At 77.8% G+C, this 14,549-nt stretch carries 9 protein-coding genes; 4 read left to right on the forward strand and 5 right to left on the reverse strand.

Annotated elements, in window-relative coordinates:
• The first annotated feature begins 93 nt into the window (after positions 1 to 93).
• Entirely contained in the window at positions 94 to 1,101 is a 1,008-nt protein-coding gene (locus Cpa01nite_RS07310; protein WP_203668079.1) for a polyprenyl synthetase family protein, read from the forward strand.
• A 265-nt stretch (positions 1,102 to 1,366) separates the two neighbouring features.
• The gene (locus Cpa01nite_RS07315; protein ID WP_203668080.1) at positions 1,367 to 2,974 is read left to right on the forward strand and encodes an RDD family protein; all 1,608 of its coding nucleotides are present in this window, start codon (positions 1,367 to 1,369) and stop codon (positions 2,972 to 2,974) included.
• 439 nt (positions 2,975 to 3,413) lie between these two features.
• Here the strand turns inward: Cpa01nite_RS07315 and eccCa are convergent, their stop codons facing one another.
• Positions 3,414 to 7,391, reverse strand: coding sequence for a type VII secretion protein EccCa (eccCa, locus tag Cpa01nite_RS07320; protein WP_203668081.1), 3,978 nt, complete (start codon positions 7,389 to 7,391; stop codon positions 3,414 to 3,416).
• Between the two features lie 259 nt (positions 7,392 to 7,650).
• On the opposite strand from eccCa, the gene Cpa01nite_RS07325 reads away from it, so the two are divergent.
• The gene (locus Cpa01nite_RS07325; RefSeq protein ID WP_203668082.1) at positions 7,651 to 9,018 is read left to right on the forward strand and encodes a hypothetical protein; all 1,368 of its coding nucleotides are present in this window, start codon (positions 7,651 to 7,653) and stop codon (positions 9,016 to 9,018) included.
• Between the two features lie 76 nt (positions 9,019 to 9,094).
• Positions 9,095 to 10,558: a double zinc ribbon and FHA domain-containing protein gene (locus tag Cpa01nite_RS07330; protein WP_203668083.1), complete on the forward strand. Its 1,464-nt coding sequence runs from the start codon at positions 9,095 to 9,097 to the stop codon at positions 10,556 to 10,558.
• Between the two features lie 113 nt (positions 10,559 to 10,671).
• Here Cpa01nite_RS07330 and Cpa01nite_RS07335 read toward each other — a convergent pair whose 3' ends face one another.
• The 4 genes from Cpa01nite_RS07335 to Cpa01nite_RS07350 all read right to left on the reverse strand — a co-directional run bounded on the left by Cpa01nite_RS07335 (position 10,672) and on the right by Cpa01nite_RS07350 (position 14,422).
• The gene (locus Cpa01nite_RS07335) at positions 10,672 to 10,902 is read right to left on the reverse strand and encodes a hypothetical protein (RefSeq protein ID WP_203668084.1); all 231 of its coding nucleotides are present in this window, start codon (positions 10,900 to 10,902) and stop codon (positions 10,672 to 10,674) included.
• Between the two features lie 316 nt (positions 10,903 to 11,218).
• Positions 11,219 to 12,745, reverse strand: coding sequence for a hypothetical protein (locus tag Cpa01nite_RS07340; protein WP_203668085.1), 1,527 nt, complete (start codon positions 12,743 to 12,745; stop codon positions 11,219 to 11,221).
• The gene (locus Cpa01nite_RS07345) at positions 12,738 to 14,036 is read right to left on the reverse strand and encodes a S8 family peptidase (protein WP_203668086.1); all 1,299 of its coding nucleotides are present in this window, start codon (positions 14,034 to 14,036) and stop codon (positions 12,738 to 12,740) included. The genes Cpa01nite_RS07340 and Cpa01nite_RS07345 overlap by 8 nt, the downstream gene beginning before the upstream one ends.
• Entirely contained in the window at positions 14,036 to 14,422 is a 387-nt protein-coding gene (locus Cpa01nite_RS07350) for a hypothetical protein (protein WP_203668087.1), read from the reverse strand. The genes Cpa01nite_RS07345 and Cpa01nite_RS07350 overlap by 1 nt, the downstream gene beginning before the upstream one ends.
• Positions 14,423 to 14,549 lie beyond the last annotated feature (127 nt).

A 14,549-nucleotide genomic window follows, 5' to 3' on the forward strand; every position in this document is an offset into this window, starting at 1 on the left:
ACCGCACGCGGCCGTGCGCCCGACCACCTGGGTGGCCGGGTGCACGGCCGCGTCGGTTCTGCCCCGGCCCGCCCGGCCAGATAGGTTCGACCCGTGACTTCCCCGACCGCCCTGCCGCTCGCCGACCCCGTGCTCGCCGAGCGCATCGCGGGACGCCTCGACCAGGTCGAGGAGCGTCTGCGCGCCGCCGTCGCGTACGCCGACCCGCTCGTCGACGACGCGGCGCACCACCTGGCCAACGCCGGCGGGAAGCGCCTGCGGCCGCTGCTCGCGCTGCTGTCCGCCGAGCTGGGTGCCACCGCGGGGTCCGACGACGTCCTGGACGCGGCCGTCGTCGTCGAGCTCACCCACCTCGCGTCGCTCTACCACGACGACGTCATGGACTCCGCGCCGATGCGCCGCGGGGCGCCCGCCGCGCACGAGGTCTGGGGCAACAACGTCGCGATCCTGGTCGGGGACCTGCTGTTCGCACGCGCGTCCCGCACCGTGGCGCACCTCGGCCCGGAGGCGGTCGTCATCCAGGCCGGCACGTTCGAGCGGCTCTGCCTCGGGCAGCTGCACGAGTCCACCGGCCCCGGCGAGGGCGACGACGCGGTGCAGCACTACCTGCAGGTGCTCGCCGACAAGACCGCCTCGCTCATCGCCACCTCCGCGCGGCTCGGCGCCATGTACGGCGGCGCGTCGCCCGAGGCCGTCGAGACCGTCGCCGCGTTCGGCGAGCGGATCGGCGTCGCGTTCCAGCTCGCCGACGACGTGCTCGACCTGACCTCCGACGGCGACGTCTCCGGCAAGACCCCCGGCACCGACCTGCGCGAGCAGGTGCCGACCATGCCCGTCCTGCTGCTCCGGGAGCGCGCCGCCACCGGCGCCGACCCGGCCGACGCCGACCTCGTCGCGCGGCTCGACGGCGACCTGTCCGACGACGCCGTGCTGGCGCAGGTGCTCGCCGACCTCCGGGCGCACGACGTGGTCCGGGAGACCCGCGAGCGGGCGACCGCGCTGGTGTCCGAGGCGGTCGACCTGCTCGCGCCGCTGCCGGACGGGCCGGTCAAGGACTCGTTCGTGTCCTTCGCGGACGCGCTGGTCGACCGGGCGTCCTGACGCCGGTCGCGGGCTCGGGGGGAGCGGGATGAGCACGCCTGCGGGCGCGACGACGGCGTGCGCCGTGTGCGGCGCGGCGCTGGAGCCGGGGGCGGCGTTCTGCGGCGCGTGCGGGACGCGCGTGGCGGTGGCCGCGGCCGGCGGGCCGGCCGGCGTGGGCGGGCCGGCGGGTGCGGGCGGGCCGGCGGGTGCGGGCGGGCTCGTGCCGCCGCCGGTCGGGCCGGTGGATCCACTCGCACCGACACGCCCCGGCGAGCCGGGGCCGGTGGATCCGCTCTCCCCGTCGGCGGCGACCGCGGCGGTGACGACGGCGGACGCGGATGCAGGGCGCGCAGGTGGGGCCACGGGGTGGTCGCTCGGCGCGGACGTCGACGACGCCGTGGCGCCCGTGTGGCGCCGGCTGGCCGCGCTGCTCGTCGACCAGGCGCTGGCGGTGCTCGTCGGCAGCGTGGGCCTGCTCGCCGTGCTGCCCGCGCTGCGCGACGACGGCTCGCTCGGCGCGCTGCTCGTCCCCGGGCTGCTCCTGCTGCTGCTCGCCGCGGGCCAGTGGTTCGCCGAGGCCTTCGGCGGGCGGACCGTGGGCGGCGCGCTGCTCGGCACCCGGACCGTGTCCGCGCGCACCGGGCGCGCGCCCGGCCTGTGGGCGGTGCTGGTGCGCAGCGTCGTGCAGGCGCTCGGCGTCCTGCTCGGCGGGATCGGCGTGTACGTCGTCGCCGGCTCCGGCGCGTGGGACGAGGGCCCCGAGCAGCGCGGCTGGCACGACAAGGCGGCGGGCACGCTCGTGCTCCGCGCCCGGCCCGTGCGGCGGGACGAGCCGGTCGAGGCGTCGGGGGCGGCTGGGCTGCGCGGCGGGACCGCTGCGCCGGCCGGGGCCGCGGCTCCGGCCGCGCGGCGCACGGGGCCGACGTCCGGCCCGCCGCGCCCGGCGGCCGACCGGACCCCGCAGGCCGACGCGCCCGCCGAGCCGCGCGTGCCGCCGACCTCCGGCCCGCCGACCGCTGGGCTCACCGCGCCCGCGGCGTCCACGTCGTCGGCGGCCGCGCAGCCCGGGCCGGTGGAGCCGGAGCCGGTTCCGGTCGAGCCGACGCCGGCCTCGGTCGAGCTGGACCCGGTCCGGGTCGAGTCGAGGCCTGCGCCGGTGGAGCCGACGCCCGCGGCGGTCGAGCCGGAGCCGGTCTTGGTCGAGTCGAGGCCCGCGCCGGTGGAGCCGATGCCCGCGGCGGTCGAGCCGGAGGCCGAGCCGGTCGGGCCGACGCCTGCGCCCGTCGTCGCGCCGGAGGCCGCCCGGGTCGCGCGGGTGCGCGAGCGCAGCGCGCCCGCGCCGAGCACCCAGCCGACGCCCGCCGCCCGGGAGCCCGCGACCGTGGTCGCCCCGGAGCCCGCCGCTCCCGCGCCGCCCGCTCCCGCCGCCCCGCCCAGCGCCCCCGCCGCGCCCGCGCCCGACGCTCCGCGCGGACTGCCCGACGCGACCGTGCCGACGGCCGGGCTCGGCGACCTCGAGCACACCCGCGTCGGCCGCTGGGCGGGTTCCCTGGACGCCGCGTCGTCGACGCTCGCGCTGGTGCTCGACACCGGCGAGCGCGTCCCCGTCACCGGCCCGGGCCTCGTCGGGCGCCGACCGGTCCCCGGTGCGGAGCACTGGGACCACCTCGTCACGGTGGACGACCCGGAGCAGTCGGTCTCCTCGACGCACCTGGCGTTCTGGCCGGTCGACGGCGGCCTCGACGTCGTCGACCGCGGCTCCACCAACGGCACCGTGCTGCTCGACGCCACCGGCAAGCCCTGGACGCTCCCGCCGGGCCAGCCCGCCCGGGTCGGCGCCGGCTGGACCCTGGTCCTGGGCAGCCACCGCATCGCGGTCACGACGGCCTGAGCGCCGAGGTCGAGGGTTGCCGCCCCGCGCCCGGTCGGAAACGCTCGACCTCACCGGAAACCCTCGACCTCGCCGTACGGGCTCGCCCGGCAGAGCGCGCGCCCCGGCGGAGGTCGCGTGCCCCCAGCGATGCCGGCGGGCGGGGAGAGCGCTCACCCCGAGCGGATGAGGACCGCCTGCGGGCGGCGGCGGCAGCATGGGCGGAGCCGGGTCACCCGGTAGGCGCGCCGCCCCGGGGCCGGGGGGACCGGGGCCGGCCGCGCCGACCTCCCGCCGCGGCAGCCCGCGCCGGGCCGGCCGCAGCCTGCGCCGACCGGCGCAGGCCGCGAGAGAGCATCCGACACGTCGAGAGAGCATCCAGTGGATGCTCTCTCGACGTGTTTGATGCTCTCTCGGCGATCCGGGCCGGCGGCCCGAGCGCCCGGCCCGGCCGCCGGCGTCAGAGGGTCGGCGGGGTCCAGGCCAGCTGGACGACCTGGCGGCCCTCGTCGCGCGTCACGAGCTGCGCCCGCCCGGGCACCGACGGCACGGGCTTCGCGCCGCCGACCAGCGCGCCCTCGTCGGGGCTGCCCGACATGACGATGCCCGGCGCGGCGAGGTCGCGGAGCGCCTGCAGCACGGGCTCGTACATCGCGCGACCCGCGCCGCCGGAGCGGCGGGCGAGTACGAGGTGCAGGCCCACGTCGCCGGCCTGGGCGAGCAGCGGCACGAGCGGCTGCAGCGGGTTGCCGGTGGTCGTCGCGACGAGGTCGTAGTCGTCGACGATCACGTACACCTCGGCGCCGGTCCACCACGACCGGGACCGCAGCTGCTCGGGCGTCACGTCCGGCCCGGGCAGCCGGCCGCGCAGGTAGTCCGCGAGCCCGGCGATCTCGGCCGCCGCCTGGTCCTGGGTCGTGAAGTACCCGGCGAGGTACTCCTCGGGGATCTCGCCGAGCAGGGACCGGCGGAAGTCGACCGCGAAGATCTGCGCCTGCTGCGGGGTGTGCAGCCGCCGGACCTCGGAGGCCACGGCGCGGAGCAGCCCGGACTTGCCGGACCCGCCGTCGCCGAACGCGTACAGGTGCGGCTCCTCGGTGACGTCGATCCCGACCGGCGCGAGCGCGGCCTCGTCGATACCGAGCAGCAGGCGGCGGGCGTCGGCGCGGGGGTCGGACCGGACGCGGTCGAGCGTGACCTCGTCGGGCAGCAGCCGCAGCTTGGGGCCGGCCGGGCCCTGCCACGCGGCGTTCACCGCCTCGACGAGGTGCGCGACGCCGGCGCCGAGCGTGTCCGGCGAGGGGTCGGCGTCGACGCGGGGCAGCGCGGTGAGCACGTGGTGCTTCGACACCGCGAGGCCGCGGCCCGGGCGGTCCTTGGGCACGTTGACGGCGACCTTGCGGTCGATCTCCGAGTCCATCGGGTCGCCGAGCCGGAGCTCCAGCCGCGTGCCGAACAGGTCCTTCACCTGCGTGCGGAAGTCCATCCAGCGCGCGGCCGTCGCCACCAGGTGCACGCCGAACGTCAGGCCGCGGCCGGCGAGCGCCTGGATGCGCGCCTCCAGCTCGTCGAACTCGGCGCGGATCGTGGACCAGCCGTCGACCAGGAGGAACACGTCGCCGTAGCCGTCGTCGGCAGTGCCCTGCGCGCGGCGGGTCCGGTAGGTCTCGATCGAGTCGATGCCGTTCGCGCGGAAGTACCGCTCGCGCTCGTCGACGATCGACTCGACCTCGGCGACCGTGCGGCGCACGACGTCCGGCTCGGCCCGGGACGCCACGCCGGCCACGTGCGCCAGCGCGGCCAGGGGCGCGAACGTGCCGCCGCCGAAGTCGAGCACGTAGAACTGCACCTCGAGCGGCGTGTGCGTGAGCGCCAGCGCGGTGACGACGGACCGCAGCACGGTGCTCTTGCCGGTGCGCGGGGCGCCGACGACCGCCATGTGGCCGGCGGCGCCGCCGAGCGACACGGTGAGGTTCTCGCGGCGCTGCTCCAGCGGCCGGTCGACGGTGCCGAGCGGGACCGTGAGCGTGCCGGCCGCGCGCCAGCCCGGCGACACCAGGCCGAGGCGCGGGTCGGCGACCAGATCGGGCATGAGCTCGTCGAGGGTGCGCGGGACCACCAGCGGCGGCAGCCACACCTGGTGCGCGGGCGGGCCCTGGTCCTTCATCCGCTGCACCGCGATGTCGAACGTGGCGCGCGACTCCTCGGGCTCGCTCGCGACGACCTCGGTGGAGGCGGGCTCGACCTCGACGGCGCCGAGCACGGGCGCCGCCGTGAACGACTCGAGCCGGGTCAGCCCGGTGCCGGCGACCGTGCCGCCGGCCGCGGTGCGGCGCCGGGCCTTCGGCGGCCCGGACACGTAGGCGGCGCGGAACTGGATCATCGTCGTCGTGTCGGGCTTGAGGTAGCCCATGCCCGGGACCGGCGGCAGCGTGTACGCGTCGGGGACGCCGAGCACGGTGCGCGACTCGGCGGCCGAGAACGTGCGCAGGCCGATCCGGTAGGACAGGTGCGACTCCAGCCCGCGGAGCCGGCCCTCCTCCAGCCGCTGCGACGACAGCAGCAGGTGCATCTGCAGCGACCGGCCGAGGCGGCCGATCGTGACGAACAGGTCGACGAACTCGGGCTTCGCGGACAGCAGCTCGGAGAACTCGTCGCAGACGATGAGCAGCGCGGGCAGCGGCGCCAGGTCCGTGCGGCCGCCCTTGCGCGCCTTCTCGTAGTCGGCGACGTTGGCGAAGTTGCCCGCGGCGCGCAGCAGCTCCTGGCGGCGGACCATCTCGCCCTGCAGGGCGTCCTGCATGCGGTCGACGAGCGTGAGCTCCTCGCCGAGGTTGGTGATGATCGCGGAGACGTGCGGCATGTCGGCCATGCCGGCGAACGTCGCGCCTCCCTTGAAGTCGACGAGGACGAAGTTGAGGTCCTCGGACGAGTGGGTCATCGCGAGCGCGAGCACCAGGGTGCGCAGCACCTCGGACTTGCCGGAGCCGGTCGCGCCGATGATCAGGCCGTGCGGGCCCATGCCCTGCTGGGCGGACTCCTTGATGTCGAGCGCGACGGGCTGGCCCTGCGGGGTGACGCCGATCGGGACGCGGAGCCGGTCGCGGGGCAGGCGCGGCCGCCAGGCGACGCCCAGGTCGAGGTCGCGGACGTCGCCGACGCCGAGCAGGTCGACCAGCTCGGACGACACCTCCTCGTCGCCGCGCTCGGGGCCCGACTCGACGTGCAGCGGGAGCAGGCGGCGCGCGGTGGCCTCGGCGTCCGCGACGGACATCTGGTCGCCCTCGACCCGGACCGGCGCGTTGCCGAGCCGCAGCACGTCGACCGGGGCGCGGACGGTGTCCTCGGTGGCGACGGAGCCGCCGACGTTGAGCCGCAGCGTCGTCGGCTCGTCGAGCTCGTCCCAGCGGTCGGGCAGCTCGAGGACGGTCACCCCGAGGACGCCGTCGGTGGTGAGAATCGCGTTGCCGACCGGGACGTGCCCGCCGTCGACCACGACCAGCACGTGGGGGAGCGGCGCCTCCGCGGCGTAGCCGAACCGCGGGCGGTCGGTCAGGTCCTCGGGCAGCAGCGACTCGACGTCCGCGAGGGTGGTGCCGATCATGCGCGCGGCGCCGACGGCGTCCCGGGACCGCGTCGAGTGCGCGTGCGGCAGCCACTTGACCCAGTCCCACTCCGGCAAAGCGGCGTCGCTCGCGACGACGGCGATCTGCAGGTCCTCGGGCGCGTGGAACGTGGCGAGCTGGCTGACGACAGCGCGGGCGAGCGCCCGGGACTCGGCGGCCGCGCCGGTGACCTCGATGCGGGCGACCGAGCGCACGTCGAACGCCAGCGGGACGCCCTGCTGGACGCGGTGGGTGACGAGGAACCGGTGCGCGGCGGACGCGGCCACCGGGTCCAGCTGCGCCAGCGGCGGCGTCTGCGGGGCCTCGAGCTCGAGGCACAGCGGCTGCGCGCCGACGCCGACGCGCGCGACCAGGAAGTCGTCGTGCTGGGACCGGCGCTCCCACACGCGGGTGCGCTCCTCGGCGACGGCCGGCAGCGCGCGCGGGTCGGGCGAGGTCCACTCGGCGGCGCGGCGCTGGGCGCCCGCGGCCTGGCGCACGGAGCTCCGCAGGTCGGACAGGTACGCCAGGTACTCGCGGCGCGCGCCCACGACCTGCGCCTGGTGCTGCGACCGCTGCCGCCAGCCGTTGACGCCGACGAACCCGAGCGACGCCAGCAGGAACATGCCCGCGGCGATGTAGCCGCGCGGGCCGGGCTGGTTCATCGCGACGAACACGATCGACCCGACCGACCCCAGCATCGGGATGGCGTTGGCGAGCAGGCCGCTGACGCCGTCGGACGCCTGGATCTCGGGCGGGGGCTGCAGGACGACCTGTCCGCTGGGGACGGCGGGCGGCTCCAGGCGCGTCCCCTGCTGCGTCGCGATCGACATCGTCGGCGCTCGGTCCCTCCTGCCGGGCCGGGAGGCGCGCGCCCCCCGGCGTTCCTGTGGCGTCAACCTACCCGCCCGGGCGCGCGCGGGGCGGCCGGCGTTCCACCGTCCGGGCGATCCTGCCGCGACAGCACCCCGGTCGGCGGGCGGCCGGGGTGCTGACCGGCTCTGACCGCATAGCATGACTGGCGCCGCGCCCGGGGCGGGCGGGACCGCCGCCGACGCCCGACGAGCGCGCGACCTGGCGGAGGGAGAGCGCGTGACGGTGCAGGCACCCGGCGCGCCCCTGACCCGCGTCGCCGTGCACCTGGGCGCCCGCCGCCTCGACGTCGCCCTGGACGCCGCCCGGACGCTCGGTGAGCTGCTCGCCGCCGCCGGGGTGCCGCTCGTGCCGGGGCTGCTGGCGCTCGACTCGTCCGGCCGCGCGCTCGACCTGGCCGCCCCGGTCGCCGAGCAGGTGGCCGACGGGGCCGTCGTGCACGTCGTGGCGCCCGCGCCGCGCCCTCGGGGCCGCGCCGCGCGCGCCCGGGCGGAGTGGGTCGCGCGCCGGCCCGACCCGCAGCCCGCGCTGCTCGGCGCCGCCGCGGCGACCTCCGGCGTGCTGGCGGCCGTGGCGCTGATCGACCCGGTCGCGCGCGGCTGGCTCGCGCTCGCCGCCGCGCTGGTGCTCGGCGTCGCCGCCCTCGTGCTCGCCGTCGTCCCCGTGGCCGCCGCGACCGCCGCGACGCTGGCCGCGCCCGTCCTCGGGTTCGCCGCGGGCGTGGCCGCCGTCGACCCCGCCGGCTCGGCCGACCGGCGGCTCGCGCTCGTCGCGGGGCTCGTCGCCGCCACGGCCGCCGCCGCCGTCCGCTGGGTCGCCACCCGCGCGCAGCGGCAGGGGCAGGACGTCGCCGGCGTCGTGGTCGTCGCGGTCGGCGTGGTCGCGGCGCTGGCGCTGGCCGTGCTGCTCGCGGGGTTGCCCGGCGTCGTCGCGGCGGCGGCGCTGCTCGGCCTGACCCCGGTCGGCCTCCGGGCGCTGCCCGTCCTGGCACTGTCCGTGCCGGACGAGCAGCTGGTCGACCTCGCGCACGTCGCCCGCACCGCGCCGTCGGTCCGCGGACCCCGGCCGCGCGGCCTGGGGCGGGTCAACGAGCGCCAGGTCGTCCGCACGGTGGGCGCCGCGGAGCGCCGCACGGACGCCGGCGTCCTGCTGGTCTGCGCGGTCCCGCCGGTGCTCGTGCCGGTCGTGCTGGCCGCGGCGCTCGGCGACCCGCTGCGCGGCACGCTGCGCGGGTGGGCCGCCGTGGCCCTGGTCGCCGCGCTGGTCGCCGTCCTCGCGCTGCAGCCGCGCACCGCCCGCGGCCCGGTCGCCCGGTGGGCGCCGCGGGTGGCCGCGGGCCTGGTGCTGCTCGAGCTCGCGGTGCTCGGCGGGCCGCGGGTCGGTGCCGACGCGGTGCTGCTGGCCGTCGGGTGCGTGGTCGTGGCGCTGGCCGCGGCCGCGATCGGGCTGGCCCTCGGGCGCGGGTGGCGGTCGGTCGTGGCGTCCCGGTTCGGCGACTTCTTCGAGGGGCTGGGCGTCGTGCTGGCGCTGCCGGCGGCGCTCGTGGCGGCCGACCTCGTCGAGACGCTGCGGCGGGTGACGTCGTGAGGCGCGGGTGGCGGGGCCGGCGCGCGCGGTGCGCCTCGGGGCAGGGCAGGACGACAGGGACGACGGGGGAGCCGACGTGGACCAGACGATGAGCGCGACGCCGGTCGGCGCCGTCGCGGTCCGCGCGTGCGCGAGCTGCCACCGGCCGCTGCAGCCCGACGCGCGGTTCTGCACCGCGTGCGGCGCCCCGGCGCAGCCCGACGCCACCGTCACGGTCGTCGAGGGCGCCCAGGGGCGGGCGCGCGGCGACGTCCGGCCCCGCGAGCCGCGCCCGGCCGTGCTGCACCCGGCGTTCGGCGACGCGACGCCCGCCGCCCCGGGCCGCCGCGTCCTGGCCTACGCGCTCGACGCGGTGGCCGTGGGCGCCGTCGCCGGCGGGCTGCTCGCGTGGACGGGCTCGTGGCTGCTGGCCGCGCTGGCCGTCGTCGAGCTCGCCGTCGGCCTGCTGGTCTGGGAGGCGCACACCGGGCGCACGCTCGGGAACACCGTCCTCGGCCTGCGCACCGCGCGCGAGGAGACGCCGTACTCGGTCGGCCCGGCGCGGGCGTTCCTGCGCGGGCTCGTGCTCGCCGCCGGGCACGCCGCCGCGGGCCTCGGGCAGTGGCTGGTCGTGGCGTCCGGGGCGTTCGACAAGACGGGGCGGGCCCAGGCGTGGCACGACCGCGTCGGGCGCGCGGTGGTCGTGGACGTGCGCGCGCACGAGCGGGCCCTCGAGGAGGCGGCCGACGCCGCCGAGCGCGCGGGGGCGGTGGCCGTCGCGGCCGCGCCGCGGGCCGGTGCGCAGGTGGCCGGCCCCGGGGTGCCGCAGCAGCAGCAGCAGCCGGGCGCGGTGCCGGGGGTCGGTGCGCCCGCGGTGGGTGCGCCGGCGGTGGGTGCGCCCGCGGTGGGCGCGCCCGCGCAGCGTCCCCAGGTCGGCGCCGGGCCGGTCGCCGCGTCCCTCGTGCCGCCGACGCCCCCGGCCCAGCCGGGTGCGCCGAGCGCGGCGCCGGGCGAGGTCGGAGCGGCGACCCCGACCGGGCGCCGTGCCGCGCGCGCGGCCGCGGAGCAGGCGGCGGCCCAGCCGCAGCCGCAGGTGCCGGCCGCCGCGGCGCAGCCGGCCGCCGAGGCCGCGTCCGTCGGCATCCGCCCGGTCGTCCCGGCCCAGCCGGCGCCGGAACAGCCCGCCGCGCCGCGGGTCGCGCACCAGGCGCAGCCCGCCCCGTTCCTGGTCACGCTCGACACCGGCCAGGTCATGTCGGTGACCGGCCCGGGCCTGATCGGCCGCGCCCCGCGCCCCGTCGCCGGCGAGCGCTGCGACCACGTCATCGTCGTGGAGGACCCCGAGCGCAGCGTCTCGCGGACGCACGCGCGGTTCGGGATCGACAACGGGACGTTCTGGGTCTCGGACGCCGGCTCGGGCAACGGGACCACGCTGCGGCTGCCCGGCGGGCGGGTCGTGCCGGTGCCGGCGGACCAGCGGGTGCTGGTGCCGTCGGGGTCGACGATCCAGGTGGGGGACCGCGGAGTGCGGATCGACGCGCCAGGGGCGGCGCGGGGCTGAGGTCGCCTCGGCCGCTGCGCTCGCTTCGTCGCGTGGCGGGCGTCTGCCTCGGTGGTGATCGATGGGAACGCCTCGCCGCCGGTCTCGGCGGCGCAGAACGACGGTTCGTGGACCTACACGTCCGCGGCGGCCAGATCGGGCGCCGCGGGGTTCATGGGGCCGTCGAGCAGCCCGATGGTGATGCCCTCGCCGGTGCTCAGCTGGTGTGCCTCCGCCACGCCGGTGAGGTCGTAGTACCAGCGGCCGTCGTCGGTGGCCGCAGACGCCGCGACCGGGGCGGACAGGGCGAGCCGCAGGGCGGTGGCACCGACCGCCCGGCGCAAGGCCCGGCGCGTCGTGCTCATCACGACATCCGCCGCTCGTGCGTCGTGTGGGTGCAGCCCGTGATGTCGAACTGCTTCACGAGCCTGTCCAGCCGGTCACGGATGATCTCAGCGGGCGACCCAGTCGGTCCTGGCACGTACGTCCTCCGCCTGAAGTCCTGGGCGTCGCCCTAGCGACGCGATGCCGCGCGGTCGCGCCCGGTCCCGGAACGGCGGGCGTGACCGCGCGAGACGTGCTAGAGGCCGGGATGATTCACCAGCGGGCGGCGTCGGCTCGCCTGGACTGGTCGTCATCGCCGAAGGTCGACACCGCGCGGCGGACAAGATGGCGAACCGGTCACCACTCGTCGTCGTCGGCCGCCGCCGGCGCGGGGTTCACGGGGCGCAGGGCGTCGCGACCGCCCGCGGACGCGGCCGTGCCGAGGTCCGGGCGACCCTCGCTGTCCTCGACCTCGATGGTCGGGGCCAGCAGGCCGGACGAGCCCCGCCGCTTGCCCTTGTCGGACGCCCCGGCGCCCCCGCCGCCGCCCATGGGAGCGCCCATCATGCCGCCGGCGCGCGAGCCGGAGGCCCCGGCCGCCGCAGCGCCCGTCTGCGAGCCCTGGACGAGGCCGGAGGCCGAGCCGGACAGGCCGGAGCCGGAGGCGCCGGTCCCGACGCCGCCGACGCCGCTCGCGCCGCCGACCGTGCCGAGCGGGACGGCGCCGCCGGCGCCCACGCCGCCCACGCCGCCGAAGCTCCCGGCACCGCCGAACGCCCCGCCGGCGAGCCCGCCGGCACCCGCGGTGCCGCCGGCCAGCCGGTTGAGGCCGGCTGCGCCGAGCGCGGCGCCGCCGACGGTGAGGCCGCCCGCGAGACCGCCGGCCCCGACACCGCCGAGCGAGCCGGAACCGGACGCGCCGCTGCCCGAGCCGCCGGATCCGCCGGGACCGCCGAGGAAGCCGCCGCCGCTGCCCGAGCCGCCAGGGACCGTGCCGCCCACGGTGCCGTCCGAGGAGGTGCCGTCGCCGCCGCCGGGGACGACCCCGCCGCCGAGGCCGGAGCCCCCGCCCGCGCCCGGACCCGAGCCGCCGCCCGCGCCGCCCGAGCCCGTCGACCCGGAGCCGCCGGACGACCCGGAGCCACCGGAGCCGCCCAAGCCGCCCGAGCCGACGCCCACCGAGCCGGTGTCGTTCGGCTGCCAGCCGGTGCTGACCGTGCCGCTGCCGACCGTCGGGACGTAGCCGGACGCGCTGGAGCCGGACCCGCCGGAGGAGCCCGACGGCGACCAGCCGCCGGACGGCGTGCGGCCGGTGGAGCCGGTGCCGCCGACGTGGGGCTCGACGACGCCGCCTTCAGGGTTGACGTTGCTGTTCGTCCTCGACACCGGATCGAGAGAGATGGCGGACATCGACGAGTCGAGCTGGTTCAGTGCCTGCGTCGCCGCGCGCTCGCGCTCCTGCTCGCGCTGTCGGGCCAGCATCGCCCCGTCCACCGCGGTCGTCGCGATGCCGACCGGGTTCGCCGCCGTCACGGCAGCCTGCGCCGCGATCCGCGCGCGGTCCGACCAGGTGAGCTCTCCGCTGGGCAGCGCGGCGTAGTCGGTCTGGGCCTGGGCGATCGCGGCGGCGGCGGCGTCGCCGCCGGCGCGGATGCCCGCGATCGCGTCCGCCACCTGGATCACGTCGCGGCTCAGCTCGAGGAACGAGTCGGCGGCTGCGTCGTTGCTCGCACCGGCCAGCCCGGCGTCCGCGGCGAGGCGGGCGAGGGTGTCGGCCGTGGACTCGATCTCCGTCCGGTGGCCGTCGAGCCGGGAGCCCGAGTCGTAGACGATCTCGGTGTCGGCGTCGAGCGTGTGCCCGAGGCGGTCGGCGTTGTCACCCATGGGTCCCCCCGGAGTAGGTCGGCGGCTGCGGCTGGTGCTCGGGTCGGTGGTCGGCGGCCGAGCGGCGACGCCGGGCGACGACGACGGCGGTGGCCGCTCCTGCGATGAGGACGAGGGCGACACCCGCGCCTACCAGGACGGGCACCAGTGTGCCGTCGGCGGACCCGTCCTCTTCCGACTGCTCGGGGGCGGCCGGCGCCGCTGGCTCCTCGCTCGGCTGCGGATCCGGCGTGGCGTCTGCGTCGGTGTCGCCGAGGACCTCGGCGATGCTCGGGATGAGCACCGGGTTGTCGGACAGGAACGGGTTCTCGTCCGGGTAGGTGGTCGGGTCGACGCTGAGCAGCGTGCGGACGTTGACGAGGCCGTAGCCCCAGTCCTCGTCGTGGACGGGTTCGTGCACCTCGCCGTCCGTCGTGTGGATGAGCGCCTGGAGGATCTGGTTGCCGGTCGCGTCGGGGTGGGCGGACCAGGCGAGCGCCAGGGCGCCGGCGGTGAACGCCGCGGAGTTCGACGACCCGTCCGCGATGACGTAGGAGGTCCAGTCGTCGGCCACGCCACGCATCCGCTCCCCGGGTGCGACGACTCCGAGGCGCTCGCCGGACGAGCTGCCCTGGGACAGCTCACCCTCCTGGTTCATCCACCCGGTCGCCACGACGCCGTTCATGTCCCCGGGGGCCTCGACCACCGCGAGGGTGTCGTTTCCCCCGGCGCCCACCACGATCACGCCGGCCTGCAGCGCCTCCGTGATCCCGGCCGCGCCGAAGTTGTTGCTGCCCGGGACCACGATGATGTCGACGCCGTCGGCGATCGCGTCCCGGATCGCGTCGTCCCGGTTGGGGCTGACTCCCGCCGGGCTCGTGCAGGCGTCCCCGACGTTGATCGTGTAGGCGCGCACGGATGCGCCGGGGGCGACACCGGGGATGCCCGGGCGGCCACCGGACCCGGCGTCCGTCCCCACCATGAGCGCAGCCATCGACGTCGCGTGGCGGGCGTCCGGGTCGGTGGAGACCGCGGGGAACGCCGTGCCGTCCTCCGCGGCGCAGTACGACGGCTCGCGGGCGGTGACGTCGGCACCGACGAGGTCCGGCGCCGCCGGGTTGATCTGGGTGTCCAGCAGCCCGATGGTGATGCCCTCGCCGGTCGACTGCTGGTGGGCGTTCGCCAGTCCGGCCGCGTCGAAGTACCAGCGTCCGTCGTCGGTGGCGGCCGTCGCCGTGACCGGGGCCGACAGGGCGAGAAGCAGCGCGGTGGTGCCGGCCGCGCGGCCGAGGGTCCGTCGCGTCGAGCGCATCAGCTCAGCTGCCGCTGGCGCGCCGTCGTGGAGCCGTTGACGGGCGTCGGACGGCTGTCGATGCGCTCCTGCAGCCCGCGCAGGAGCTCGTCGATCGTCTCGTCCACGCGGTTGAGGGAGCGGTACGAGTCGTCCAGCGCCTGCCGGTTGGCCTCGATCGAGTCGCGGATGGTTCCGAGCTGCTGCTCGACGTCCCACAGGGTCTGCCGGTACCTGCTCGCGAAGTCCGCCACGCTCGGGATCTCGGACGGCCAGACGGCGGACGTCTGGTCGAACCGGATCTGCATGACCTGGTCCTTGAGGTTCTCCGTGATGTCGAACAGCGTCACGAGCTTGTTCAGCCGGTCACGGATGATCTCGGCGGTGTACCCGGTCTGCCCTGCCACGTCCGTCCTCCGCAAGAGATGTCCTGCGCGTCGCCCCCTGCGACGCGATGCCGCGCGGTCGCGCCCGTGCCGTGACGGTGGGCGCGACCGCGCGGGTCGTGCTGGGTCGGCCCCGCGCTCAGACGCT

This window comes from Cellulomonas pakistanensis (assembly GCF_016862755.1).
Classification (GTDB): Bacteria; Actinomycetota; Actinomycetes; order Actinomycetales; family Cellulomonadaceae; genus Cellulomonas; species Cellulomonas pakistanensis.

What these genes read in the sequence shown, in the direction of transcription:
- Cpa01nite_RS07345 (WP_203668086.1), bottom strand. Translation starts at nt 14,036, where the DNA reads ATGCGCTCGACGCGACGGACCCTCGGCCGCGCGGCCGGCACCACCGCG.
- eccCa (WP_203668081.1), bottom strand. Translation starts at nt 7,391, where the DNA reads ATGTCGATCGCGACGCAGCAGGGGACGCGCCTGGAGCCGCCCGCCGTC.
- Cpa01nite_RS07335 (WP_203668084.1), bottom strand. Translation starts at nt 10,902, where the DNA reads ATGAGCACGACGCGCCGGGCCTTGCGCCGGGCGGTCGGTGCCACCGCC.
- Cpa01nite_RS07340 (WP_203668085.1), bottom strand. Translation starts at nt 12,745, where the DNA reads ATGGGTGACAACGCCGACCGCCTCGGGCACACGCTCGACGCCGACACC.